This window comes from Caproicibacter sp., assembly GCF_046707225.1.
In the GTDB taxonomy this organism is placed as follows: domain Bacteria; phylum Bacillota; class Clostridia; order Oscillospirales; family Acutalibacteraceae; genus Caproicibacter.
Genome location: NZ_JBJKOP010000035.1, coordinates 140,730 through 164,832 on the forward strand (window position 1 = coordinate 140,730; position 24,103 = coordinate 164,832).

Genomic DNA, 24,103 nt, shown 5'->3' on the forward strand with positions numbered 1-24,103 from the left:
ACCAACATGGCGCTGGACCGACTGATTGAAGCCATTGCAAAGAAGCAGAACCCGACGGTGGCGGGGCTCGACCCGAAACTGGACTACATCCCTGGTGATATAAAGGAAAAGGCGTTCCGGCAGTACGGAAAAACGCTGGACGGGGCCGCCGCCGCGATTCTGGAGTTTAACAAAGGGATCATCGACGCGCTGTGCCCCATTGTTCCGGCCGTTAAGCCGCAGTGCGCGTATTACGAAATGTACGGCTGGCAGGGGATGAAAGCCCTGCACGACACCATCGAGTACGCAAGGGAGAAAGGGCTGTTCGTCATTACGGACGGCAAGCGCAACGACATCGGCAGCACCATGCAGGCTTACGCCGCGGCGCACCTGGGCAAAACAGAGGTTGCGGGTGAAACGGCGGCCGCGTTCGGCGGCGACGCGCTGACGGTAAACGGGTACCTCGGCTCCGACGGGATTCTTCCGCTTTTGGATGTCTGCCGTGCGGAGGACAAGGGAATCTTCGTGCTGGTCAAGACCTCCAACCGTTCCTCCGACGAAATTCAGAATCAGGCGCTGGAGGGCGGCGAGCCCCTGTATGAGACGATGGGGCAGTACTGTGAGGAGTGGGGCGAGGCCCTGCCCGGCAAATACGGATACTCCGGGGTTGGCGCGGTGGTCGGTGCGACCTGGCCGGCGCAGCTCGGGGAACTGCGCGGGATGCTGTCAAAAACTTTTTTCCTGGTTCCGGGTTACGGCGCGCAGGGCGGCGGCGCGGAGGACGTGGCGCCCGCGTTCGAGCAAAACGGCCTCGGCGCGGTGGTAAACGCATCCCGCTCCATTCTCTGCGCGTGGCAGAAGCAGAACACGGCGCCGGAGGACTACGCCAAAGCCGCCGCGAAAGAAGCTGAAACAATGCGCGACGCGATCCTGACGAAAATCGGGAGGATCCGTCTGTGAAATCCTATGATACGGCAGCCTGTGAAATTCTGAAAAAGGCCGAAATCGCGCCCGGCTTTTTTGACCTGACCGTTTCCTGCGCGGAGGCGGCGCGCAAGGCCCGCACGGGGCAGTTCGCCCAGTTTCTGGTGCCGGGGAAAACCCTGCGCCGTCCCATTTCAATCTGCGGCATTGACCGCGCAAACGGCACGCTGCGCTTTGTCTTTCAGGTTCGGGGCGAGGGGACCCGGGCGCTGTCCCTTCTGAATCCGGGCGAACCGGTCAACCTGCTCGTGCCGCTCGGGAACGGTTTCGATTTGGGGGACACGTCCCGCCGGGCGCTGTTTGTCGGCGGCGGCATCGGGGTTCCGCCATTGCTGGAGGCGGCGAAGCCGTTCGGGAAAAACGCGGTTCTGGCCGCCGGATTCCGCAGCCGGGACGCGGTGATTCTGAAAGACGACTTTGAATCGACCGGATGCGAAACCCGCATTGCGACCGACGACGGTTCGTTCGGGCGCCGCGGGCTGGTTTTGGACCTGATCGGGGACTTAGCGTTCGACGTCGTCTTTGCCTGCGGGCCGAAGCCGATGCTCCGCGCGGTCGCGAAGCTGGCGGCGGAGCACGGCGTTGAGTGCTATGTTTCCATGGAGGAACGCATGGCGTGCGGAATCGGCGCATGCCTTGGCTGTGCGGTAAAGCTGCGCGGGGAAAACGGGGATTATTTTGGGCATGTGTGCAAAGACGGCCCGGTTTTTGATGCGAAAACCGTTGTGTGGGAGGAATGAAAATGGCGGATTTACAGGTGAACATTGCGGGCGTAACGTTCAGCAATCCGCTGATCGCGGCCTCCGGCACATTCGGCTTCGGCAGGGAATTCGCACAGTTCTATCCGCTTTCCACGCTTGGAGGCATCGCCTGCAAGGGCCTGACGCTCCGGGAGCGGGCCGGCAACCCGCCGCCGCGCATCGCCGAAACGCCGGGCGGGATGCTGAACTCCGTCGGGCTGCAAAACCCGGGCGTCGAGCATTTTATCCGGGAAGATCTGCCGTGGCTGCGGGAACAGGGTACTGCGGTGATCGCGAATATCGCCGGAAACACGCCGGAGGAGTACTGCAAAATGGCGGAACGTCTTTCGGAAGCAGAGGTTGACATGGTCGAACTGAACATCTCCTGCCCGAACGTGAAGCAGGGCGGCGCGGCTTTCGGAACGTCGTGTGAAAGCGCGGCGGCAGTTACGGCGGCGGTTCGCAGGTACTGCAAAAAACCGCTGATGGTCAAGCTTTCCCCGAACGTCACGGACATCGGAGAAATCGCCGCGGCGGTCGAGGGCGCGGGAGCGGACGCGCTGTCGATGATCAACACGCTGACCGGCATGCGCATCGACCTTCGCACCCGCCGCCCGATTCTGAAAAACAACACGGGCGGCCTTTCCGGCCCGGCGCTGCTGCCGGTCGCCCTGCGGATGGTCTGGCAGGCAAGCTCCCGCGTGAAAATACCGATCGTGGGCCTCGGAGGCATTTCAACCTGGCAGGATGCGGTGGAAATGCTGTTGGCGGGTGCGTCCGCCGTGCAGATCGGCACCGTCCTGTTTTCCGATCCCTACGCGCCGGTTAAAATTCTGGAGGGGCTGGAAGCTTACCTGAATGAGAATGAAATTCCGGCGGTTTCGGAGCTGACCGGGAAGGTGAAGCCATGGTAGAGAAAAAGGAAAACTGCCCGTGCCCGCGCCTCAAATGCAGACGGCACGGCGACTGTGAGGCGTGCAGAGAACATCATCACAGGCCGGGAAATCCGCCGTACTGTGAAAGAGAGAAAAAAACGGAGGGAAAAATAAATTGACAAGATTGGTATTCGTCCGCCACTGCGAGGCGGAGGGGAACACAAAGGGCGTCCTTCAGGGGCGAACGGACTGCGACGTAAGCGGAAACAGCGCAGTTCAGCTGGAGCTGGTTTCCATGCGCCTGCGCAACGAGCCGTTTGACGCCATGTATTCCAGCCCGCTCAAACGCGCGTTCAAGACGGCGCAGGCAATCAACCGCTACCACAATCTTCCCATTCAGGTGGATAAGCGCCTTTCGGAAATCGACGTCGGAGTCTGGGAAGGGCGTTCCTGGGCGGAAATTGAGCGCGAGGATTCCCCGATGGTTGCCGTTTGGAACGAATTCCCCGGAAAGTTCCATGCAGAGGGCGGAGAGTCGATGCAGGAGGTTTACGACCGCATGTGGGCGGCCGCGTTGGAAATCGCCGGGGCTAATCCGGGAAAAACCGTCTGCGTCGTTTCCCACGGATGCGCGATCCGGAACCTGTTGTGCCATGCTTTGGGCTGGCCGGTCGACCGGGTTGGGGAGATCGGCTGGTGCGACAACACGGCCGTCAGCGTGGTAGACTTTGACGACGAGCTGAGGGCGAAGGTCGTCAAAATGAACGACGCCTCCCATATTCCGCCGGAGCTTTCCGTCTACCGCAGAAACGGGCAGGACCTGTCGGACGCCAAGGCGGTCGCGCCGTGAAGATCCTTGCCGTTGACCTTGGAATGGCGCGAACCGGGCTGGCTGTGTGCGACGAGGGCGAGGTGCTGGCCTCGCCGGTCCGCGTTGTGGCTCAACGGAACCGGGAACGGCTGGCCGAAGCCGTCGCACACGAAGCGACTGCCCTTGCGGTCAAACAGATCGTTGTGGGACTGCCGCGCAACATGGACGGATCGGAGGGCGAGAGCGCCCAAAACGCCAGAAAGTTTGCGGAGCTGTTGAAGGCGCAAAGCGGCCTGCCGGTCGAGCTTTGGGATGAGCGCGGAACAACGATCACCGCACACGGGTATCTGAATGACACGGATACGCGCGGGAAAAAGCGGAAAGCGGTCATTGACGCCGTCGCGGCTACTGTGATTTTACAGGATTACCTTTCTTTTCGTAAAAATCAAAAAAACGGAAAGCGTTCGTAACCCCGTGAACGGGGCGGGAAGCTTTCCGCTTTTCTGTTTTGGGCCGCTATCTACTGCTTTTGCTGCTCGTATTCCCGGTCCTGGCCCAGATAAAACAGCGCGACGGTTCCGGTTCCCGTGTGCGCGCCGATGACCGGCCCGATCGGCGCTGTTTCAATCTGCGTAACGCCGAGCCGCCTTTTGATTTCGGAGGCGACATACTCGCAACCCTCCGGTGAATCGCTGTGGCTGATAAAAATCATCTGTTTGTCGGGCTCGATGCAGGTTTTTTCCATATGGCCCACCAACGTGTCCAGCGACTGTTTGCGCCCGCGGATTTTTTCCATGAGGATGATATGCCCCTGATCGTCAAAGTGCATAACGGGCTTGATGCCGAGCATGGTTCCGACCAGAGCGGAAGCGCCGGAAATTCTTCCTCCGCGTTTTAAATGGTTCAGATCGTCGACCGTGAACCAGTGGTGCATGCGGTTGCGGTTCTGCTCCATCCAGCTTCGGACTTCCTCCAGGGAAGCGCCGCCGCGCTTCATCATCGCGGCGTGGTACACCAGCAGGCCCTCCCCCATGGAAGCTGCCAGCGTGTCAGCCGTTGCAATTCTGCGCTGCGGATATTTTGCCGCTAATTCCTTCGCCGCGATGACGGAATTATTATAGGTTCCGCTCAGACCGGAGGAAAAACCGAGGTAGAGAACGTCCTGCCCGGCGGCAAGATACGGCTCGAAGGTTTCCGCAAAGGTGGCAATGCTGATCTGATTGGTTGTGGAAGTTTCTCCCGCTGCGATTCTTCGGTAAAACTCATGGGAAGAAAGATCACGTTCATCCGGATAATCCAGCAGGGAGTCGTCCCCGATTGTAAAACTCATGGGGATGACGGTAAGGTCCAGTCTGTCTGTCTGCTCTTGAGTCAAATCGGTATTGGAATCCGTTATAATTCTGTAATCGCTCATTTTATCGGAACCCCTTTCCGGAATTGGTGGTTGTCTTTTTGAACACATTATACCTTTTATTGCCAATTTTGTCCATAAAATGATGGACAAAAAGAAAAAAGCCCCTGAAATTCAGGGACAATCCATATAATATAAAAGACCCGCCTGGCCGTAACGTGCTGAATAACCTGCTACCAGTAGCAGGTGGGTGCCCGCCCGACGACTTCGCACTCCCTTCGTCCGGCAAAAGCCGGGAGGTCTGAAGTCCGCCGCCGGAGCCGAAGCTCCCGATTCAAAATTGTAGGGTTATTTCTGCACAAATCCGCGCACCAGGCAGGATGCAAACAAAATCAGTCTTCGATATTATCCTCGTCCTCCGGCAAATCGCCTTCGGAATTGTCGTCTTCGTCGCTGTACAGCTCCTCAAACCGGCTTTCAAACTGTTCCGCGAGCCGGTCAAGCAGGGCTTCATCATCCACCTCTGCGAGCTGCTGTTCACCGTTTTCTTCTATAGATTCAAAAATATAATAGGTTCCTTCTGCGTCGATCTTATCCTGAGGGTCACTGAGAACGGGCAGCAGAGCGTAAAAGCATCCGTCGTCGTTGTCGATGACATCCAATATTTCAAACTCATGCTCATTGCCTTCATCGTCCACCAGGGTCAGAATATCAGGGCCGAATTCGTCTTGCATCAGGGAACTCTCCTTACGATTCATTTCTGTTTTCTCGTCGTTATCATTCTACGCTGATAGGGCCGACAAGTCAACAGGAAAATTATATGAGAAAAAATTATACTAAAAATTTTTAATATTTTTAAAAAATATATTGACTTATACTATAACAGCCTCTATAATGTAAGTGTAAAGAAAAGGGAAAACAAAGATCGATGCGGTTTCCCATTTGCGGCCGGGGCTGCAGGAGAAAGGGAAACAAAAGAAGCGCATCGAAAAGAAACGAACTTTTCTGCTTGAGAAGGGAGTGAGTCCAATGGGCAGGGGTGAGGACCAGCAGACAGCGCAGCCGTCGTTCGTTGGGCGGGGACTTTCAGAAAATCAAGGAAAGGAATGAAGCGGATAACGGCCTATTGCAGGAACGGACTTTTGCCCGGCCGGCGCACCGCAGTTTACTTTCACAGCTGATTCCGGCTTCGAAATGAAGCATTCTTCCGGGACAGAATGACAAGGCGGCTCAGTGAAAAACGCATGTGGGCTCGGACCGGAGAAACATTTAATTGGTGATTCCGATGTATTGATTTGGGGAGTTTTTTTCCCGCAGCAAAACCGGTTCCTAGCGGATCGGTTTTCTGCCGGGACGGAAGACAAAACAATTCACACAGTTTATATTGCAGGGCTCCGGCGGATACCGCCGGAGCCCTCGTTAAGTTTTCGGGAAAACTTCTTGACAAATCTGAAACGGTCGTTTATAGTTAAGAAAAACACGGATAGACAAATGCGATGATTGGGAAAAGTAACGTGCTTTCTTCGCGGAAGAGAATTGCCGGTCGGTGCGAGGCATGGCGGGGACCGCGTGAAACATCACCCATAAGCATTCATCTGAAGGGCCTTCCGGCCTGTGTAGGAGCGAACGGCCGGCAGCCGTTACCTTGCCGGGCATTGAAGACGATGCCTAATGAGAGGCCGTCCCGAAGGACGGCAAGAAGAGTGGTACCGCAGAAGCTTTTCAGGGCTTTTGCCTCTTTGGAGGCAAAAGCCCTTTTTGCGTCTGTGCGGCAGATTCCGCAGATCATGCGCGGTTGTCTCGATGTGTTCAAATTTTGGAGGGAAGAATTATGAATGCTTTGAAAAAACTGAGTGACCTTGCCGGAAAGTACATGGCGGTTCTTTCGCTGGCCGTTGCCCTTGTCGCCCTGCTCTCCCCGCATGCCTTTACCTGGGCCGCTCCTCACATCACGCTGCTGCTGGGAGTTGTAATGTTCGGAATGGGCTTAACGCTGAAGCTTTCTGATTTCAGAGAAGTTTTCCGCAGACCGAAGGATGTTTTTGCAGGCTTTCTGTTCCAGTTTACGGTCATGCCGCTTGTCGCGTTCGCGCTGGCAAAGCTTTTTCAGCTGCCCGCCGAACTGGCGGTCGGCGTGATATTGGTCGGCACCTGCCCGGGCGGTACTTCTTCCAACGTCATGACTTACCTCGCCAAGGGCGACGTGGCCCTTTCCGTCAGCATGACCATGGTTTCCACCGTCGCCGCGCCGCTGATGACGCCGCTGCTGACCTGGTGGCTGGCCGGAACCTGGGTTTCGGTGTCGTTCTGGTCGATGTTCCTTTCCATCTGCAAGGTTGTTCTGCTTCCGATTGTCCTCGGTCTGATTGTCCATCAGCTGTTCGGAGACAAAGTCACCGCGTTCAACGATGTTCTGCCGCTGGTTTCCGTGACCGCCATCGCGCTGATCATCGGGGCCGTCGTCGGCGGCAACGCCGCGAAGATCATGACAAGCGGCCTTTTGGTCTGCCTGGTCGTGATTCTTCATAATATGTGCGGTTACGGCCTTGGCTTTCTCGGGGCGAAGCTGTTTGGGATGGACGCCGCGAAGCGCAACGCTGTGGCGATTGAAGTCGGCATGCAGAACTCCGGACTTGCCGTGACCCTTGCCGCCGCGCATTTTTCACCGGCCGCCGCGATTCCGGGCGCGATCTTCAGTGTGTGGCATAATTTTTCCGGTTCGATCGTCGCAAATCTGATGGCGAATCATATGAGGAAAACCTCCGCTTTGAAAAAATCCCCGGCGGAATAATACGAACTTTTCAGGAACGGCGCTTCAATCACCCCCTTGCGGGGTGATTTTTTTAAGCGTTTATGGTATGATAATCGGAAAGAAAGGGTGTGGTCGGCTGTGAATCCAACAGAACGGCGGGAACAGATTCTTAAAATTTTAAAGAGCGGCGATTCGCCCGTCAGCGCGGGGGTACTGGCCGGAGAGCTGAATGTCAGCCGGCAGGTCATCGTGGGGGATATCGCGCTTTTGCGCGCGGCGAATCAGCCGATCACCGCAACGCCCAGGGGCTATCTTCTGGAAAGCGGAGAGGTTCGGCCGGGCGAGCTGCTGCGGACCGTTGCCTGCAGGCATGACCGGGAAGGCATCGCCCGCGAGCTGTATGCCGCCGTGGACAACGGCTGCGGGGTGCTCGACGTGATTGTGGAACACGCCGTTTACGGCCAGATTTCAGGACGGCTTCAGATTTTTTCCAGGTTCGACGCGGACGATTTTGTCCGGAAGCTGGAGAAAAGCCGGTCGCTTCCCTTATGCGATCTGACGGGCGGGGTGCATCTTCACACCATTTCCTGCCCGAACGAAGACGCGTACCGGCGTGTTTTGGAAAAGCTGAAACAGGAAAATATTTTGTTTGAACGGGAATAATTGAGAGTCAGGGCTTGACTTTTTTCATTCTCCTGCTAGAATAGTCTTAACATGTGTAAAGACATATGAAATGACATATCCCGAATGGGAGTCTGAGGAGAGTGATCATTATAAACCGTAAAAATGCCATGCAGAACATCCAGACCATGACGATCGCGGCTTTGCTGTGCGCCGTGGGAATCGTCATTCCAATGACCTTTCCAAAAATCGTGATTGGGCCGGCTTCGTTCACTTTGGCCAGCCATGTGCCGATTTTTCTGGCGATGTTTATCTCGCCGGGGGTCGCCGTGGCGGTCACTCTTGGGACAACGCTCGGATTCTTCCTGTCGGGGCTTCCGCTGGTCATTACACTGCGCGCACTGAGCCACATCATTTTTGTTGTAATTGGCGCAATTATATTGCAGAAGAGGCCGGCTGCGATGCTTTTTTCGGCGAAGACTTTCCTGTTTGGCCTTTTTCTGGGCGTGATCCATGCCGCGAGTGAAGTGGTTGTGGTTACGTTTTTCTACTTCGGAGGCCAGCTTTCCAGCGCGGTTTACTCCAGCGGTTATGTCATGTTTGCACTGCTGCTGATCGGACTCGGCGGCTTGATCCACAGCATGGTCGATTTCGGAATTTCCGTCGCCGCGTGGAAGCCGGTTTCCAGAGTGATCCGAATTCCGGTCAGCGCGAGGGCGAAGGGGTAAAGGTCCGGACAGAAAATGATTCCGCCGGAAGTCCTGTGCGCTCTTGCCGATCTGTATGAAGTCAGCGTGGATTATCTGCCGGAGCGCACGGAAGAGAAGCTGCCCGATCGGGAAAGGCAAAATATTCATAGGTAAGAACGCACCCTGAACGGCTTTAAAAACCGTTGGGGTGCATTTAAAATTATTTTTTTATAAAAATAATTCCCAGTGTTCCGGGGCCGCAGTGGGTGCAGACCGTGCTGTTGGTTTCGGTTTCAATGACCTCTTCAAACTTTGCCAGCCTGCCGATCTGCTTGAGGATGGATTCCGTCAGGCGGGGAGGCAGTTCTGAGTGTGTGACGAAAATCCGCCGCAAATCAATGTCCGCGCGGCCCTGCAAACGGTCCGATACATAGGAGGTCAGGCATTTTTCAAGAGTTCCGCGGTATTTTTTTCCGACTCTCATCGCGCCGTCGCGAACCTCGATACAGGGCTTGAGCGAAAGCAGGTTCGCGCCGAGCGCGGCGACGGCGGAACAGCGGCCGCCTTTATGCAGGTAACTCAGCGTATCGATGACAAAGCTGGTTTCAACCTTCGGGATCAGCTCCGTGACGGCCTGCGCGATATGGTCGGCATCGAGGCCCGACGCGGCCAGCTCCGCGGCGCGCACGGCCAGGTGGCCGATTCCCGTGGAGAGATTGGCGGTGTCGATCACGCGGACGTTTCCAAGCTCTTCGGCGGCAATGACCGCGTTCTGGTAGCATGCGGACATGGAGCTGCTGATGGTAAAATGGAGAATGCTTCTGCCGGCCAGTTTGTACGGCAGAAAGCGGTCCACATAATCCTTGACCGTAACGGCCGACGTTTTCGGGAGCTTTCCGGTTTTTCGGACATAGTCGTACAGGTCGTCGGGCGAGATTTCAAATTTATCGCGGTAAGACTTGTTTCCCAGCGCAACGTACAGGGGAATCAGGTCGATATCATACTTTTCCAAAACTGCGTCCGAAAGGTCGCAGGTACTGTCCGCCGTAATTTTTACCTGACGCGACGGATTGATGCTGTTGCCGTTGAGTTCGTTCATTGTTTTCCTCCAAGCCTGTCGTAGCAGGACATACTCATTTTATCATGTTGCAGGGCGGTTTTCAATGGGTGCCGAACCGGAGAGCCGCGGGGGAAAACGGACGGGGCCGTCCTGATTTCGGAAATATTTTGCCGTACCATTTGATTATTTACCCGGAAAGTCTTAAAATAAGAATACTATTGTACAGGCTGGAGGAAATAGATTGTCTGACTTTCAAAGCGAGATCGGCAGAAGAAGGACTTTTGCAATCATCTCACACCCCGACGCGGGCAAAACCACTCTGACGGAAAAGCTGCTGCTGTACGGCGGGGCGATCGCTCTTGCCGGCTCCGTCAAGGGGAAAAAAGCGCAGCGGCACGCGGTTTCCGACTGGATGGAAATTGAAAAGCAAAGGGGAATTTCCGTTACCTCTTCCGTGATGCAGTTTCAGTACGACGGATGCTGCATCAATATTCTGGATACCCCGGGCCATGAGGATTTTTCGGAGGACACCTACCGCACGCTGATGGCGGCGGATTCCGCCGTGATGGTGCTGGACGCCTCCAAGGGCGTCGAGCGGCAGACCAGAAAGCTGTTTAAGGTCTGCACTTTGCGGCATATCCCGATCATCACGTTTATCAACAAAATGGACCGCGCCGCGCGCGACCCGTTTGAGCTGATGGAGGAAATCGAAAATCTTCTCGGGATCCGCACCTGCCCGGTCAACTGGCCGATCGGCTCCGGAAAGGAATTTCAGGGCGTTTACGACAGGGAATCGAAAAAGATTTTGGTTTTCCACGCGAACAGCGATGCGGTTTTTGAATCCAAAGAAGTTAAATCAACCGAAGTTTCGCTTGACGACCCGAATCTGGATTCCGCCATCGGAACGGATTTTGCCGCGAAGCTGAGGGACGACGTGGAGCTGCTCGACGGAGCGGGCGACGGGTTTGACCTGGAGGCAGTCCGGGAGGGAAAGCTGTCGCCGGTGTTTTTCGGCTCCGCGCTGACAAATTTCGGCGTGGAACCCTTTTTAAAGGAATTTTTACAGATGACGACGGCGCCGCTGCCGCGCAACTCGGATTCCGGCGTAGTCAATCCGTTCGACCCGGATTTTTCGGCGTTCGTCTTTAAGATTCAGGCGAACATGAACAAAGCGCACCGCGACCGCATTGCGTTTATCCGCATCTGTTCCGGCAAGTTCGAAAAGGGAATGGAAGTATTCCACGTGCAGGGCGGGCGCAAGGTCAAGCTCGCGCAGCCGCAGCATTTGATGGCGCAGGACCGCGAGGTGATCGAGGAAGCGTATGCCGGCGACATCATCGGCCTGTTCGACCCCGGCATCTTTTCCATCGGGGACACGCTCTGTGCGGCGGACAAACCGTTCCGGTTCGAGGGAATTCCGACCTTTGCGCCGGAGCATTTCTCCCGCGTGCAGCAGGTGGACACCATGAAGCGCAAGCAGTTTGTCAAGGGAATGACCCAGATTGCCCAGGAGGGCGCCATTCAGATCTTCCACGAGCCGGATTCCGGTCTGGAGGAAGTCGTGGTCGGCGTGGTGGGAACCCTTCAGTTCGACGTTTTGCAGTACCGGCTGAAAAACGAATATAATGTGGAAATCCGCATGTCGTCCCTGCCTTATGAGGAAATCCGCTGGGTCGAGAGTACGGAGCTCGATCTGAAAACGCTCGACCTGACCAGCGACACCAAGCGCGTGCAGGATGTGCGCGGAAACAATCTGCTGCTGTTCTGCAACAGCTGGAGCATCCAATGGGCGCTGGACCACAACAAGGGACTCAGGCTTTCCGAGTTCGGCGGCACCGATTTCGAGCGCTAGGCAGGCTGAACCTACGGGCACGGCCCGCCGTTTCGAGTGCGAAGAGAAAAAAAGAATTGCTTAGTGGTATGACACGGGGAAACTCCCTGTGAAATAAAACATCCGCCTTTCGGTTTTCCGAAAGGCGGATGTTTTCGCAGAAATGCAAATGACTATTTCAGCTTTTTTAAGTAGGTTTCATATACGCAAATACCAAGGCCGACCAGGGCCATGAGAAAGAATACAAAGAGAAATACCGTGTAATAGGCGGGGGATGGCTGGTCGTTTAAATTGTCGAATAAAGCAAGATGATTTGCCACCAGCATTATCAGCAGCATAACGCCGCTGATGAAGCCGGAAAGAAACAGGAGAATTCCAAACTGACTCTTGTTCATCATAAAACCTCATAATGATTTGAATGAATAGTATGGTGTTGGATAAGAGCGGACTTAAACTAAAATATCTTTACTATAATTAACACTACGGGTGGCTTGATGAAAGCTGCCGGTTTTTGTTTCAATTCCTTTATCTTCAACCACGCCTTTTCCCCAGTTTTCATAAACATGAGCCGTTTGTTTATATGTGCCTACATTTTCATAAAAGCGTGTTCTAAATTCCCTGCTATTGTAACGGCTGCTTTCACCAGGCCCTTTATAAGAGTGGGATTCGTAATATGTACCGGTAACAGTTTTTCCTATTCCCAATTTTGCGGAATCGAAGATGTCACCAGAATAATAGCTGGTGTAACTTTCTGAATAGGTTCTGCTCAGGGTTAGTGTTTCTCCTTTTGCAACCGTAAATTGACAAATATCTTTTGCGATAACATTACGTTTAGTAACTTGCTTTGTAGTTTTAATATCGAGATATTCGTCCCATCCGTTCACATTAATTTTTGGGGGCGTCGTGTCTTCTGATTCACTGATACCGTAGATGGTAATACAGTCTGCATCGGGATTTGAATTAATCAGGTCATTAATAATATAGTCCGGGACTTGCTCTTTTGTCACCCCGTCAGCGAATTGAATTTTCGTTTGAGTGTTGTTTTTTACTTGCGCGGAAACGCCGGTAGGCAAAACACCAGTGAAGAGTGCTGCCGTTAAAAACGCCGCAATCAATTTTCTTTTGAAAGCCATTTTACCAATCTCCTTTTTTAGAATAATTTCTATTATTCTAAATTATAATTTTTTTAGAGTCAATATAATTTGATAATAAAATGAGAAATTGATGAGAAAACATTAAGATGTTTTGAATTGGTGTCCTTTGACGAGTAACAATATAGAAAATTATTTATTTTTTAAGGGATTTAGAAACCGCTCAAACCAGGGGATGGTTGTTTTTGATACGAAAAAAAGCCTTGCCTATATTAAATAACATTTATTGAAGATTAGTGCAAGAAATATAAAAATAATAATAATTACTATTTACAAATGTTTCCCTTTGTGCTATAGTAATACCAGAAACAAAAAAGATTACTATTATTAAGAAAGGTTGGAGTAAAATGAGCCTGTACGATTTTAAAATGAAAAATATCAAAGGAGAGGAAGTATCCCTTTCCGATTATAAGGGCAAACTGGTTCTGGCGGTCAACACCGCGAGCAAATGCGGTTTTACTCCGCAGTACGAAGGGTTGGAAAAACTCTATCAAAAATATAAGGATCAGGGTCTTGTAATTCTCGGCTTCCCGTGCAACCAGTTTCTGGAACAGGACCCCGGCAGCAACGACGAAATATCCTCGTTCTGCAAAGTGAATTACGGCGTAACGTTTCCGCTTTTTTCAAAAATCGACGTGAACGGCCCGAAAGCCGATCCGCTTTACACCTGGTTAAAGGGGAAAGCGGCGTTTCAGGGGTTTGAGCTTTCAAAGGAAATGGGAAAGGTTATCTACGGCGTGATCAAAGAGCATTATCCCGAGAACCTGACCGGCGACGGCATTAAGTGGAACTTTACCAAGTTTCTGATTGGCCGCGACGGAGAGAGCGTGCGCCGGTTTGAGCCGACCGTGACTCCGGAGGAACTGGAATCCGTTGTAAAAGCCGCTCTGTGACGGGAGCGGAAAGCAGAATAAATTGAAAGCGGGGATACGGATTTGTTGTATGATGTGTTGATTTCGGGCGGCGGACCGGCGGGGATGACCGCCGCCATCTATGCGGCGCGTTCGGGGCTTTCCACGCTCCTGCTGACGGGACCGGCACAGGGCGGGCAGGTCGCATACACCAACGTTGTGGAAAATTATCCGGGCTTTCCGGTGATTTACGGAACCGACCTGGCGCAGAAGCTTTCGGAGCATGTCCAGTCCGCCGGCGTGCAAACGGCGGCGGAAAGCGCTGAGAAACTGGAACTTTCGGGCGCGGTGAAGACGATTCGTACGGCGGAACAAACTTATTCGGCGAATACCGTGATTCTGGCACAGGGGTCGGAACGCCGGAAACTGAATATTCCGGGTGAACAGGAGTTTGCCGGACGGGGCGTTTCCTACTGCGCGACCTGTGACGGGAATTTTTTCCGGAACCGCACGGTGGCGGTGATCGGCGGCGGCAACACGGCGGTCGGCGACGCCATCGAGCTTTCAGGATTATGTAAACGTGTGATTCTGGTGAACCGAAGCGATCAGCTCCGCGCAATGGAGTATCTGGTCGAACGCGCGAAGGAACACGAAAACGTCGAGTTTTTGTATGGTTACGAATCCGTCGAAATTCAGGGGTCGCAAAAGGTGGAACATCTGGTTTTGAAGGAACGGAGCAGCGGGAAACAGAAAATTCTGGATTTGGACGGCGTGTTTGTGGCAATCGGGGTTCTGCCGAATTCACAGCTGCTCGAAGGAATTCTGCCGCTAAAGGACGGTTTCGTTGAGGCTCCGGAATCCTGCGAAACACCTCTCCCCGGAGTGTTCGCGGCCGGCGACCTGAGAAAAAAGGAGCTGTACCAAATTGTCACGGCGATCTCCGACGGCGCCAACGCCGCGCATTCCGCGCTTTTGTATCTGCAGAATCATCCGGTTCACGAATAAAGGTTATGAATATAAAAAAGGGAGCTGCAAAGAGCAGTTCCCTTTTTTATACGCTTATGTGAACAGGCTCCGGATGCGCGGCATCGTCCGTTGGGCGGCGCGGTATCCGGCTTCCATGCACATGGGCATCTGTGAAAGGTTCAGCAGGCCGTCGGTTTCCGGAAGATCGGGGTCGAGGATCATCTTTTCCCCGCGCGTAACGCATTCGCGCAGGCGTGTTTCCATAATCGCGAGAGAATGCGAAGCAACTTCAATCAGGCTGAGGTTTTTCGGCATCTCGTAATCCTCCGACACATCCACGGCAAGCACGTTTCGTTCCCCCGCCGCTAGAAGCAGGTCGACGGGAAGAACATCCGTAACGCCGCCGTCCACCAGACACATGCAGTCGATGATCTTGGGGCGAAACACGGCCGGCACTGCGGAAGTGGCGCGCATTGCTTCCGAAAACCGCATTCGATCCGTCCAGCGCACGCGGCGGACTGGGCGAATTCCTTTCAGTGTGTTGGTGCAGGCGATCGTGCTGCCGGAGCATAGGTCAACGCTGGGAATCACGATCCGCATATGGGATTCGGACAGAAATTTCCCCTCGGTCAGCCGGTACAGGTACCGTTCCAGCCGGTTCCCTTTCAGCAGTCCCGAAAATCCGGAAGTCCTGCGGAACAGCAAATTCGGAATCAGGGAAGTGAGTCCCGTCAGGTCCGGATCAAAAAACGACGGACCGGATTGCGACAGTTCCAGAATGATTTCTTTCAGCCGCGCGGCGGGTACGCCGGCGGCATACAGCCCCGCGACAATCCCTCCCGCGCTGGTACCCGCCACAGATTCCGGCCGAAGGCCGTTTTCCTCCAGCGCGAGCAATACGCCGACATGGGCCGCACCCCGGATTCCGCCCCCGGCTAAAGCGATTCCGAAAGACATTTTGTTTCCCCTCCGTCCTGTAATTCCTTTTCAATACTATGAGGGAAAACGGCTTTCGGTGAAAAATGCAATTTCTGAATGGAATCGTTGATTTTTCAGAGAATTACAGGTATGATAAGAAATAGATGAAATGGAAAGAGGGAAATTCCGGATGAAAATAGAAGCGGTCGCTTCGGCGCAATATCAGGCACCTCAGCCAGCTAAAGCGGGCGCCGCGGCAGGCGGGTTTGCCGCAGCGCTGAAAAGCGCGGTGAGCCAAAGCGGCGGGCAGAATCTGGATAATATTTTTCAGCGTGCGGCCGACGCGTACGGCGTGCCCGAAAATTTGCTCAAAGCGGTTGCAAAGGCGGAATCCGGCTTTCAGGCCGACGCGGTGTCAAGCTGCGGCGCGCAGGGAATTATGCAGCTGATGCCCTCGACGGCGAAATCGCTGGGGGTTTCGAATGCGTTTGACCCGGAGCAGAACATTATGGGCGGGGCCAAGCACCTTGGTTCTCTGCTTGGAAAATACGGCGACCCGAAGCTGGCGCTTGCAGCCTATAACGCGGGAAGCGGAAACGTGGAAAAATACGGCGGGATTCCGCCGTTTCGTGAAACGCAGAATTATGTGAAAAAAGTTCTGTCCTATGCGGGCGGGGACGTTTCTGTTCCGGTTGCCGCGGGGGAATCCGGCGCTGCGGCTGGCGGTTTCGGTACAAAGTCCGTTTCGTTTACCCCGGAGGATTACAGCCGGTTTCTGCAGCTTTTTGCGCAGGAGCTTCTGCAGCGTTCACTTTCCCTTCCGAATGGTGAAGACGAACAGCAGGCGGAACAGAATTATTTTCTCACACAATTTTCATAGTCGTTTTATATCTTCCTCATAATTTCCCTGTAAGCTGAATAAAAAGGATCGGAAAGCGGGGAAGAATTATGGCGCAGAACAAGGTTCTGATCATAGACGATGACCGGAACAGCGTCCGGTTTCTGCAGCTCGAGCTGGAACACGAGGGATATTTGGTTGAAAAGGAATACGACGGGCTGCGGGGGCTGCAGCGTGCCACACAGGAAAATTTTGATTTAATCCTGCTGGACATCATGCTGCCCGGTCTGGACGGGATGGAGGTTCTGCAGAAATTCCGCAGGGTTTCGGAGACTCCCGTTATTATGCTGACCGCAAAGGACGCCGTGAGTGACAAGGTGCTGGGACTCGACGGCGGCGCAGACGATTACCTGACCAAACCGTTCGCGATTGAAGAGCTGCTTGCCCGTATGCGTGCGGCGCTGAAAAAGAACGGCGCGGCCGACGGAGACAGAAAAAAAACTCTTTCCATCGGGCAGCTCAGTTTGGACCGCTCCACCCGGGAGGTCAGTTATGCCGGTCAGCCGATTCAGCTGACAAAACGGGAATTCGACCTGCTGTGCTACCTGATGGAGAATCACGACATTGTCTGTTCCAGGGATAAGCTGATGGAGAAGGTCTGGGAATATGATTTCAGCGGTGAAACCAATCTGGTGGATGTTTATATCCGCTATCTCCGCAATAAGATTGACTACCGGTTCCATCTTGAGCTGATTCGCACCATACGGGGCGTGGGGTATATCATAAAGACCTATGAAACTTAAATTTTTACACTGCCGCGGCACAGAGGGGAAAAGGATTCGGATTCCGTTTGCCTTTAAGACCGCGGCGGTTTACACACTGCTTTTCAGCCTGATTCTGGTTGGGGTGGTGGTCGGCCTGACCAGCGCCTACACAACCGTTGCGGTGCGCTCCCAGAATCTGGACAGGCTCGCCTCGTTTGTGGCCGGGCGTTTCGAACGGCCCAAAGCGCCGGGCCACAGCGCCGACGCCGGATCCCGTTCCTCTGAGTTTACCGACGACCCGGAAACGGGCCTTGACAGTTTTGCAGAGGCAAACAGGATTTATATCGAAATCAAGGAAAACGACACGGGAAACATTTCTTCTTACGGCGATAAAAGCATCAATGTCGCGGGGCATATGGATACCGTAAGAAGAGTCAACTCGCCCGCACGGCACCTGATGATCCGGGTGGTCAGCAGTGACAGTCCGGGCCCGGCGGGGCTTTCCATCGGCGCTTTTATCGCGCTGATCCTGCTTCTTCTTTTGATTTCCTCCGTGTTCGGCGGACTGATGATTCGCAAGATGCTTCGGCCTGTTTACGATATGACCCGTACGGCGCGGTCGATCACGGCGAAAGACCTGAGCACGCGGATCGATACGGTGGATTCCCACGACGAGTTCCGGGAACTTGCCGAAACCTTCAACGGAATGCTGGACCGGATTCAGGAGTCGTATGAAAAGCAGAACCGGTTTGTGTCCGATGCCTCCCATGAGCTGCGCACGCCGCTTTCCGTCGTTTCCGGCTACGCCAATCTGCTGCGGCGCTGGGGCAGCGGCAGCCCCGACGTGCTGGAAGAATCCGTGGAAAAAATCATTGAGGAAACGGGCAATATGCAGCAGCTGGTCGACAGGCTGCTCTTCCTTGCCCGCGCGGACCGGAAAACCCAGCATGTCAGGTTCGAACGCTTCAGCGTAACCGACATGATGCGCGAGGTTGCGGAAGAAACCCGGATGATTGACGAGGAACACCGGCTGACCGAAAATATGGAAGAGGATGTCTTCCTGACCGCGGACTATGCGCTTTTAAAACAGGCAATGCGCGCGATTGTGGACAACGGCATGAAATACACGCCGCCGGAGGGAGCCATCTCGATTTCCTGCCGGGAACAGAACGGATTTGTTGAGTTGGAAGTCGCCGATACCGGCATTGGGATTTCCGAAAAGGACCTTCCCCACATATTCGACCGCTTTTACAAGGCGGATGAAGCAAGGACGCGAGGCAAGGGTTCCTCCGGACTGGGCCTTTCCATCGCCAAATGGATTGTGGAACGGCACAGGGGAGAAATCCGTGTAAGCAGCAGACCGGGAAGCGGAACAAAATTCACCGTCTGTCTGCCGGAACTGGCAGGCCCCTGTCAGGGGGAGCAGAAAGCCGAACCGTAGCGGTTCGGCTTTTTTTCATGCTTTTCTCATTTGCATTTCAATTTTTACTCACATTCTTCCAGTAACATTAGACATAAATTCCAGTCTTGGGGTATCGGAAGAATCGGAGGTTCAGTTGATGCAGGGGAAAATAGGAACGGTGAAAGATTTCGCAAAACTTCACAAGCGGATCGCCATCCTTGTGACAGTCGGCGTTGTGGCGGCGGTAGGAATTCTGATCGCGATTTTTATAATATGGAGGGGAAAATCCACAAAAACGGAACCGTCTTACCGGGAATACACCGTCGCGAACGGGAACGTCACGGTCGGCACGACGGAATCCGGCACGGTTGCCCTGGATGATGAAACCGTCTCGCTTCCAATCGACGTGAAAATCACCTCGGTTCTGGTCAAATCCGGCACGACGGTGAAAAAGGGAGATCCCATTCTGCAGCTTGATATGGACAGCGTGACCGACGGAAGCGCGGACACAACGGCAAAGCTGGAGGATGCCAAGATATCTCTCCAGTCCGCGATCAACGACCAGCAGGCGAAGCTGGAAACCGCGAAAATCACCTATGACTCGAATAAGTATCTGGCAGCCTCCGCGCCGATTACGGAGGAACTGGAAGAGGCGGAAATCGCGCACAATATCTCGTCCGCGCAGGCAACGCTGAAGAACGACCAGAAAAGTTTGGACGAATACAAGGAGCTGCAGAAAAGCTGGCCGGCCGATAACGCAAAGCTTCAAAATCTGAAAAAATGGATGACTGACGCCGAAAGCTGTAAAACAAGCTATGAAACGCAGCTGAGCAACTATGAGGACGACAACAGCAGTGTCATCAGTACCTATACCAGCCTGAAATCCACTGTGGATACCGACGAGCAGAAATATCTTGCCGCGAAAAGGGGCGATACGACCATCGACGGCTATGACGCGGACGAGTGGGACGATATCCTGGACGAGGACCGCGACGCGTTCGACGCATACAACGATTCCGTTGCCAACACGGTTATCACGCAGCAGAAAGCGCTGGAGGACAAAGTTGCACAGTATACTGCGGAATATAACAATTACTCCTCCGCCTACAACGATTACAAGGACACGTTCGACGAGAAATACAAGTCAAGCAGTTCGGAAATGTCGCAGACGGAGATTGACGATAAGGTGGCTTCGCTGGAAGCAACGGTTGAGAACGACCAGTACAATCTGGAGAAAGCACAGAAAAGCTCGGAAATTTCATCCGTCACTGCCAAACAGACGGAAGAAACGGATTTGAACACTGCAAATAATGCTGCCGCGACCTATCAGCTGACCGTCAGCCAGCTGAAAGAGGCGGTTACGGTGGCACAGAATTCCTATGACAAGCTGCAGCGGCAGATGGACGAGATCAACAGCGCCCTTTCCAACAACGGCATTGTAGCCAGCCCCTGCGACGGCGTGGTCGCAAGCGTTTCCTATACGGGCGGCGCAAGCGTTACGGCGAACAATTCCGTCATGACCATCTCCGGAAACGACTCCGTTTCCGTTTCCGTCTCGGTTTCCGAGGACGACATCACCAATGTCAGCGTGGGGCAGGAGGCTTCCATCAGCCTTTCCGCCTATGACGGGCAGACGCTCGGCGCGACGGTCGACAGCATTACGGCGGAACCGGCGCGCAGCGGTTCCTCTTCCGTAACTTATACCGTCGTGGTAAAAAGCACCGAGAAGGTTTCGGACATCGGGACGGTTTACGATGGAATGAGCGGCGACGCCATGATGATTCAGCATGAGGCCAAGAATGTTCTGTATGTCAGCAACAGGGCCGTGACTTTTCAGGACGGTGTTTCAAGCGTGCTTGTGAAAAATAAGGACGGCAGCACTTCGAAAAAAACAGTGAAAACAGGTTTCTCGGACGGAACCTATGTGGAAATCACCAGCGGACTTGAGAAGGGAGAGACCGTTCTGGCGGAAAGCACGGTGAGCAAGAAATGACGAAGCGGAAACTGTCCATGGGCCAAATGCGCATCGGCGAAATCATGCACCTGGTCTGGATCAACATTATGGAAAGCAAATTCAAGGTTTTTCTGACTTCCCTGGGCGTTATCGTCGGCTCCGCGACCATTATTCTGGTCATTGCCGTCGGCCACGGCGGTGAGGTGGAAGTGCAGAACGAATATAAAACCCTAAACGCGGGCTCAATCAATGTGGCCGCCAGCACCGCGGCTCAGATGCAGGACCAGATGATGGGCGGCTTTGGCGGCGGCATCCCCGGCGGCGGGATGCCGGGCGGGACACCGGGCGGAGCAAATGGGAACCGCGGCGGAGGCACCCGAAGAAACGGGGGAGGCGGCAGCTTTGGCGGCTTCGGCGAGATGGGGGGCGGGACCAGAGGCAAATCGGTTACGCTGACCGAGACCGATGAACAGGATATTGCGTCCCTGGTGTCCGGCTTATCCAGCGTATCCATTTACACGACGGGCACCAGCTCCGTCGACGGCGGCGACCTGACGGAAGAAACCGATGAAACGGTGGCCGGCGTGGGAAGCGAATATCAGGAGATGTGCAATCTTGACCTTCTTGAGGGTGAATTTATCACTGACGAGGATAACGAGGACAAGAGCAAGGTAGCCGTCATCGGCTACACGCTCGCGCAGACGATCTTCGGAAGCGCGTTCTCCGCGTACGGGGACAGCGTCTCGATCGAAGGGAAAAAGTACGAAATCGTGGGAGTCCTCAACGAAATGGGGTCGGTCTCTTCGGGGACCAGCCCGGATGACTCCATTTTCGTTCCGTATCAGACGGCGGCAAAGTATATTTATGGGAAGAGCGCCGACCCGCAGATAATGGCCATCGCCTCCGACGTAAGCTCGGTCTCCGATAAGATTACGGAAATCAAGGCTGTTTTAATGGAGAATCATTCCAATGTCAAGGAGAACGCCTTTAATGTCACCGATGCCGGCAGCACGCTGGAGTCCGCGACTTCCTCCGCGAAAACGCTGTCCATGCTGCTGATGATTGTGGCGGCAATCGTCTTTATCGTCGGCGGGATCGGAATCATGAACGTCATGTTCGTTTCCGTGAAGGAACGAACGCAGGAAATCGGCATTCTGAAAGCGCTCGGCAGCTCCAAACGGGTGATTTTGCTCCAGTTTTTGCTGGAAGCCACCTTTATCAGCGTTTTCGGCGGGCTGCTGGGCGTGCTTTCCGGCTTTGCGCTGATTCCGATTGTGCGGCTCAGCGGAATGACGGTGGAACCTGTCGCGGCCAGCGCGATCTATTCCATGATTTTCGCGGTCGGGACGGGGACGATCTTTGGATTTTACCCCGCGTGGAAGGCAGCCGCCCTGATGCCCATTGAAGCCCTGACACAGGAATAGGAGGATATGACTTTTCATGAAAATTTACAATAAAATTTGTGCCGCTCTTTGCGCCGCGTTGCTGTTGGTCCCTCTGGCGGCCTGTTCCAAGGGGAGCGGCGCCGACAGCGTCGAGACGGGCAAAATGTCCCAGGACAGCTCTTCACAGACTCAGATCGTCGGTAAAGTAATGTCGGTTGTCGGAAACCAGGTGACGCTTGCGATCGGCACCCTCAGCGGCTCCGGGGAGAAGAGCGGTTCGGCGCGGTCCGGGTCGTCCGGTTCGGGGGAGAGAAAGAGGAGCGGCAGCTCCGGATCGAATCAGGAAAGCTCGTCAAGCTCCGTGCCTTCGTCCGCGGAACCCTCCTCTTCTTCGTCGGCTTCTTCGCAAATGGAAGGAACGTCTTCAAGCCTGATCACTTTGACCGGTGAAACGCAGACCGTGCTGATTCCGGTCGGCCTGTCGCTTACTATGGGCGGAACAAGAAGCGGGGCATCGGGCGGCGGCACGGGGAATTCCCAGAGTGAAGCACAGGGAGGCGCACCGACCACCGGAGGAGGGAAATTCCCCGGCGGGTCCGGCGGAACGCCGGGCAGCAAGTCCGGGTCCGCTCAGGGCGCGGGGACCGCGATGACGACCCAAAGGACGCGGGATTTTTCCAGCATTACGAAAGGAATGATCCTGCAGATTACGGAAAAAACGCTCGGCGACGGAACGCAGGGAATCGTAAAAGTTGCGGTTCTGTCGGAATCGGCCTGAAAAGGAGGGACGGCTATGGAACAGGTCATTCAAATGCAGAAGATCAGAAAGTTTTACAATCAGGGTGAAAACCGGCTGGAAGTCCTCAAAGGAATCTCTCTGGAGGTTCTGGAGGGCGAATATCTTGCGATTTTAGGGCCTTCCGGCTCCGGAAAAAGCACGCTGATGAATATCATCGGATGTATGGACCGGTTTCAGGAAGGAGAATATTGGCTGACGGAATCGTTTGTAAACAAAATGAATGACGCACAGCTCACGATTCTTCGAAACCAGCAGATTGGGTTTATCTTTCAGAAATATCATCTGATTCAGAAGTACACCGTTTTACAGAACACGATGATTCCGCTTCTGATCCGCGGAATGTCCCGTAAAGAGGCCGAAAACCTTTCCATGGAAAAGCTGGAAATGCTCGGCATGAAGGAACGCGCCGGCCACAAACCGAACGAGCTGTCCGGCGGGCAGCAGCAGCGCACCGCCATTGCGCGCGCGCTGGTCGGTTCCCCAAAGCTTCTGCTTGCCGACGAACCGACCGGCGCGCTAGACCGTTCGACGGGCGAAGAGGTGCTCAGGCTGTTCCAGCAGCTGAACGAAATGGGCAATACGATCGTCATGATCACGCACGACCTGCATGTCGCAAAAAGCGCGAAGCGAATTGTCAAGATTATTGACGGTGAGCTTTTTGAAGGCGACGAGGCGGATGCCGCGCTGGCATAAGACCGAAAAACAGAGAGGAGTGCTTAAGATGAATCTGGCGCGAACCGGAGCCCTGAAAAAAATCATCCCGGTGACAGCCGCGGCGCTGATCGCCACTTTTGTGATTGCGGCATGGGCTGTGACCACCGCTTCCGCTACAACGACGGAGAGCGCGGTTTCCACTGTGAATCTTTCTAATGTGACGCTGGCGGCAAATACCAGCTATATTTCCGACAGTTATTTCGGGGTTTTGCATCTGAGCGTGGCGGACGACACCGTCGCCTGCGCTTCGATCGACAGCAAAAACCATGTGGTCGTTACGGCGGTGAGTGCCGGGTCTACCACGGTCAGCTTCTGGTATAAAAAATCGGCAAACGACAACTGGGTTTCCGCCGTGATGCCGGTCACCGTTTCGGGTACGTCCGGCGTTGCGCAAACCATTTCCGTTAACCAGGTCGGGCTGGTGTTCCCCCAGCAGAGCGTCAGCCTGAACGTTGGCTCAGACAATACCATGAGCGGCATCACCCTGAACGGCGCGTCTGTCAACGCCTCCACGTTGCTGTGGATTTCCTCGTCGGATTCCGTTGCCACCGTGGACCGGGATTCCGGTAAAATCCACGCGGTTGCTTCGGGCACGGCAACGGTTTACGCGATTGACCCTCTTTCCAACAGCTGTGCCAGCGTGACGGTGATTGTGAGCTGAAACGGCA

25 protein-coding genes, 1 other RNA gene and 1 other annotated feature are annotated in these 24,103 nt (G+C 54.4%); of the genes, 19 read left to right on the top strand and 7 right to left on the bottom strand.

The features are described 5' to 3' along the window. The first annotated feature begins 6 nt into the window (after positions 1-6). From pyrF to ruvX, 5 genes are all read left to right on the top strand, one after another. Positions 7-939, top strand: a complete 933-nt coding sequence (gene pyrF, locus ACLQ3M_RS08875; RefSeq protein WP_411677324.1) for an orotidine-5'-phosphate decarboxylase — start codon at positions 7-9, stop codon at positions 937-939. Continuing rightward, positions 936-1,703 carry a dihydroorotate dehydrogenase electron transfer subunit gene (locus ACLQ3M_RS08880; protein WP_411677325.1) on the top strand — a complete coding sequence of 256 codons (768 nt, stop codon included), beginning with the start codon at positions 936-938 and terminating at the stop codon, positions 1,701-1,703. The genes pyrF and ACLQ3M_RS08880 overlap by 4 nt, the downstream gene beginning before the upstream one ends. A 2-nt stretch (positions 1,704-1,705) precedes the next feature. Further along, positions 1,706-2,617: a dihydroorotate dehydrogenase gene (locus ACLQ3M_RS08885; protein ID WP_411677326.1), complete on the top strand. Its 912-nt coding sequence runs from the start codon at positions 1,706-1,708 to the stop codon at positions 2,615-2,617. Positions 2,618-2,753: 136 nt separating this feature from the next. Continuing rightward, positions 2,754-3,428 (top strand): histidine phosphatase family protein, encoded by a 675-nt coding sequence (locus tag ACLQ3M_RS08890; protein WP_411677327.1) that lies wholly within the window; start codon positions 2,754-2,756, stop codon positions 3,426-3,428. After that, positions 3,425-3,859 carry a Holliday junction resolvase RuvX gene (ruvX, locus tag ACLQ3M_RS08895; protein ID WP_411677328.1) on the top strand — a complete coding sequence of 145 codons (435 nt, stop codon included), beginning with the start codon at positions 3,425-3,427 and terminating at the stop codon, positions 3,857-3,859. Before ACLQ3M_RS08890 ends, ruvX begins: the two co-directional genes overlap by 4 nt. 50 nt (positions 3,860-3,909) lie before the next feature. On the opposite strand, the gene ACLQ3M_RS08900 is transcribed toward ruvX, so the two are convergent. The 3 genes from ACLQ3M_RS08900 to ACLQ3M_RS08910 form a co-directional block, all read right to left on the bottom strand. Continuing rightward, complete coding sequence (locus ACLQ3M_RS08900) at positions 3,910-4,803, bottom strand: DegV family protein (RefSeq protein ID WP_411677329.1); 894 nt, start codon at positions 4,801-4,803, stop codon at positions 3,910-3,912. Positions 4,804-4,936: 133 nt separating this feature from the next. After that, positions 4,937-5,125: non-coding RNA, 6S RNA (gene ssrS / locus ACLQ3M_RS08905), on the bottom strand. Positions 5,126-5,132: 7 nt separating this feature from the next. After that, positions 5,133-5,498: a DUF1292 domain-containing protein gene (locus ACLQ3M_RS08910; RefSeq protein ID WP_411677331.1), complete on the bottom strand. Its 366-nt coding sequence runs from the start codon at positions 5,496-5,498 to the stop codon at positions 5,133-5,135. A gap of 729 nt (positions 5,499-6,227) precedes the next feature. Then, positions 6,228-6,482, top strand: a binding site (T-box leader). 89 nt (positions 6,483-6,571) lie between these two features. Here ACLQ3M_RS08910 and ACLQ3M_RS08915 point away from each other — a divergent pair. From ACLQ3M_RS08915 to ACLQ3M_RS08925, 3 genes are all read left to right on the top strand, one after another. Continuing rightward, positions 6,572-7,531 carry a bile acid:sodium symporter family protein gene (locus tag ACLQ3M_RS08915; RefSeq protein ID WP_411677332.1) on the top strand — a complete coding sequence of 320 codons (960 nt, stop codon included), beginning with the start codon at positions 6,572-6,574 and terminating at the stop codon, positions 7,529-7,531. 99 nt (positions 7,532-7,630) lie between these two features. After that, a complete protein-coding gene (locus ACLQ3M_RS08920; protein WP_411677333.1) occupies positions 7,631-8,155 on the top strand; it encodes a transcription repressor NadR in 525 nt (174 codons plus the stop codon). A 101-nt stretch (positions 8,156-8,256) separates the two neighbouring features. Continuing rightward, positions 8,257-8,841, top strand: coding sequence for a hypothetical protein (locus ACLQ3M_RS08925; protein WP_411677334.1), 585 nt, complete (start codon positions 8,257-8,259; stop codon positions 8,839-8,841). Positions 8,842-9,022: 181 nt separating this feature from the next. Here ACLQ3M_RS08925 and ACLQ3M_RS08930 read toward each other — a convergent pair whose 3' ends face one another. After that, positions 9,023-9,901: a DegV family protein gene (locus tag ACLQ3M_RS08930; protein WP_411677335.1), complete on the bottom strand. Its 879-nt coding sequence runs from the start codon at positions 9,899-9,901 to the stop codon at positions 9,023-9,025. A 202-nt stretch (positions 9,902-10,103) separates the two neighbouring features. Between ACLQ3M_RS08930 and ACLQ3M_RS08935 the strand changes: the two genes are divergently transcribed. Beyond that, positions 10,104-11,714, top strand: coding sequence for a peptide chain release factor 3 (locus tag ACLQ3M_RS08935; RefSeq protein WP_411677336.1), 1,611 nt, complete (start codon positions 10,104-10,106; stop codon positions 11,712-11,714). Positions 11,715-11,866: 152 nt separating this feature from the next. Here the strand turns inward: ACLQ3M_RS08935 and ACLQ3M_RS08940 are convergent, their stop codons facing one another. Together ACLQ3M_RS08940 and ACLQ3M_RS08945 are read right to left on the bottom strand one after the other, a co-directional pair. After that, complete coding sequence (locus ACLQ3M_RS08940) at positions 11,867-12,091, bottom strand: hypothetical protein (protein ID WP_411677337.1); 225 nt, start codon at positions 12,089-12,091, stop codon at positions 11,867-11,869. Positions 12,092-12,142: 51 nt separating this feature from the next. Continuing rightward, positions 12,143-12,826 (bottom strand): hypothetical protein, encoded by a 684-nt coding sequence (locus ACLQ3M_RS08945; protein WP_411677338.1) that lies wholly within the window; start codon positions 12,824-12,826, stop codon positions 12,143-12,145. Between the two features lie 365 nt (positions 12,827-13,191). Between ACLQ3M_RS08945 and ACLQ3M_RS08950 the strand changes: the two genes are divergently transcribed. Continuing rightward, on the top strand, positions 13,192-13,737 hold the full coding sequence (locus tag ACLQ3M_RS08950; RefSeq protein WP_066650311.1) for a glutathione peroxidase: 546 nt from the start codon (positions 13,192-13,194) through the stop codon (positions 13,735-13,737). A 42-nt stretch (positions 13,738-13,779) separates the two neighbouring features. Beyond that, complete coding sequence (locus tag ACLQ3M_RS08955; RefSeq protein ID WP_411677339.1) at positions 13,780-14,700, top strand: NAD(P)/FAD-dependent oxidoreductase; 921 nt, start codon at positions 13,780-13,782, stop codon at positions 14,698-14,700. A gap of 54 nt (positions 14,701-14,754) precedes the next feature. Here the strand turns inward: ACLQ3M_RS08955 and ACLQ3M_RS08960 are convergent, their stop codons facing one another. Further along, a complete protein-coding gene (locus tag ACLQ3M_RS08960) occupies positions 14,755-15,618 on the bottom strand; it encodes a patatin-like phospholipase family protein (RefSeq protein WP_411677340.1) in 864 nt (287 codons plus the stop codon). Positions 15,619-15,769: 151 nt separating this feature from the next. Between ACLQ3M_RS08960 and ACLQ3M_RS08965 the strand changes: the two genes are divergently transcribed. From ACLQ3M_RS08965 to ACLQ3M_RS09000, 8 genes are all read left to right on the top strand, one after another. Next, positions 15,770-16,459 (top strand): lytic transglycosylase domain-containing protein, encoded by a 690-nt coding sequence (locus ACLQ3M_RS08965; protein ID WP_411677341.1) that lies wholly within the window; start codon positions 15,770-15,772, stop codon positions 16,457-16,459. A gap of 68 nt (positions 16,460-16,527) precedes the next feature. After that, positions 16,528-17,220: a response regulator transcription factor gene (locus ACLQ3M_RS08970; protein WP_411677342.1), complete on the top strand. Its 693-nt coding sequence runs from the start codon at positions 16,528-16,530 to the stop codon at positions 17,218-17,220. Continuing rightward, positions 17,210-18,622: an ATP-binding protein gene (locus tag ACLQ3M_RS08975; protein ID WP_411677343.1), complete on the top strand. Its 1,413-nt coding sequence runs from the start codon at positions 17,210-17,212 to the stop codon at positions 18,620-18,622. Before ACLQ3M_RS08970 ends, ACLQ3M_RS08975 begins: the two co-directional genes overlap by 11 nt. Positions 18,623-18,740: 118 nt before the next feature. Further along, a complete protein-coding gene (locus ACLQ3M_RS08980) occupies positions 18,741-20,576 on the top strand; it encodes an HlyD family efflux transporter periplasmic adaptor subunit (RefSeq protein ID WP_411677344.1) in 1,836 nt (611 codons plus the stop codon). Continuing rightward, complete coding sequence (locus ACLQ3M_RS08985) at positions 20,573-21,961, top strand: ABC transporter permease (RefSeq protein WP_411677345.1); 1,389 nt, start codon at positions 20,573-20,575, stop codon at positions 21,959-21,961. The genes ACLQ3M_RS08980 and ACLQ3M_RS08985 overlap by 4 nt, the downstream gene beginning before the upstream one ends. Before the next feature lie 16 nt (positions 21,962-21,977). Further along, on the top strand, positions 21,978-22,700 hold the full coding sequence (locus ACLQ3M_RS08990; RefSeq protein WP_411677346.1) for a hypothetical protein: 723 nt from the start codon (positions 21,978-21,980) through the stop codon (positions 22,698-22,700). Between the two features lie 15 nt (positions 22,701-22,715). Then, entirely contained in the window at positions 22,716-23,414 is a 699-nt protein-coding gene (locus ACLQ3M_RS08995; RefSeq protein WP_411677347.1) for an ABC transporter ATP-binding protein, read from the top strand. Positions 23,415-23,442: 28 nt separating this feature from the next. Next, the gene (locus ACLQ3M_RS09000) at positions 23,443-24,096 is read left to right on the top strand and encodes a pilus assembly protein N-terminal domain-containing protein (protein WP_411677348.1); all 654 of its coding nucleotides are present in this window, start codon (positions 23,443-23,445) and stop codon (positions 24,094-24,096) included. Positions 24,097-24,103: the final 7 nt, after the last annotated feature.

Excerpts from the sequence above, each read along its gene's own strand:
- ACLQ3M_RS08985 (WP_411677345.1), top strand. The coding sequence starts at position 20,573 with ATGACGAAGCGGAAACTGTCCATGGGCCAAATGCGCATCGGCGAAATC.
- ACLQ3M_RS08900 (WP_411677329.1), bottom strand. The coding sequence starts at position 4,803 with ATGAGCGATTACAGAATTATAACGGATTCCAATACCGATTTGACTCAA.
- ACLQ3M_RS08995 (WP_411677347.1), top strand. The coding sequence starts at position 22,716 with ATGGAACAGGTCATTCAAATGCAGAAGATCAGAAAGTTTTACAATCAG.
- ACLQ3M_RS08970 (WP_411677342.1), top strand. The coding sequence starts at position 16,528 with ATGGCGCAGAACAAGGTTCTGATCATAGACGATGACCGGAACAGCGTC.
- pyrF (WP_411677324.1), top strand. The coding sequence starts at position 7 with ATGGCGCTGGACCGACTGATTGAAGCCATTGCAAAGAAGCAGAACCCG.
- ACLQ3M_RS08975 (WP_411677343.1), top strand. The coding sequence starts at position 17,210 with ATGAAACTTAAATTTTTACACTGCCGCGGCACAGAGGGGAAAAGGATT.
- ACLQ3M_RS08965 (WP_411677341.1), top strand. The coding sequence starts at position 15,770 with ATGAAAATAGAAGCGGTCGCTTCGGCGCAATATCAGGCACCTCAGCCA.
- ACLQ3M_RS08945 (WP_411677338.1), bottom strand. The coding sequence starts at position 12,826 with ATGGCTTTCAAAAGAAAATTGATTGCGGCGTTTTTAACGGCAGCACTC.
- ACLQ3M_RS08950 (WP_066650311.1), top strand. The coding sequence starts at position 13,192 with ATGAGCCTGTACGATTTTAAAATGAAAAATATCAAAGGAGAGGAAGTA.
- ACLQ3M_RS08980 (WP_411677344.1), top strand. The coding sequence starts at position 18,741 with ATGCAGGGGAAAATAGGAACGGTGAAAGATTTCGCAAAACTTCACAAG.
- ACLQ3M_RS08910 (WP_411677331.1), bottom strand. The coding sequence starts at position 5,498 with ATGAATCGTAAGGAGAGTTCCCTGATGCAAGACGAATTCGGCCCTGAT.
- ACLQ3M_RS08940 (WP_411677337.1), bottom strand. The coding sequence starts at position 12,091 with ATGATGAACAAGAGTCAGTTTGGAATTCTCCTGTTTCTTTCCGGCTTC.
- ACLQ3M_RS08930 (WP_411677335.1), bottom strand. The coding sequence starts at position 9,901 with ATGAACGAACTCAACGGCAACAGCATCAATCCGTCGCGTCAGGTAAAA.
- ACLQ3M_RS08990 (WP_411677346.1), top strand. The coding sequence starts at position 21,978 with ATGAAAATTTACAATAAAATTTGTGCCGCTCTTTGCGCCGCGTTGCTG.
- ACLQ3M_RS08915 (WP_411677332.1), top strand. The coding sequence starts at position 6,572 with ATGAATGCTTTGAAAAAACTGAGTGACCTTGCCGGAAAGTACATGGCG.
- ACLQ3M_RS08960 (WP_411677340.1), bottom strand. The coding sequence starts at position 15,618 with ATGTCTTTCGGAATCGCTTTAGCCGGGGGCGGAATCCGGGGTGCGGCC.
- ACLQ3M_RS08885 (WP_411677326.1), top strand. The coding sequence starts at position 1,706 with ATGGCGGATTTACAGGTGAACATTGCGGGCGTAACGTTCAGCAATCCG.
- ACLQ3M_RS09000 (WP_411677348.1), top strand. The coding sequence starts at position 23,443 with ATGAATCTGGCGCGAACCGGAGCCCTGAAAAAAATCATCCCGGTGACA.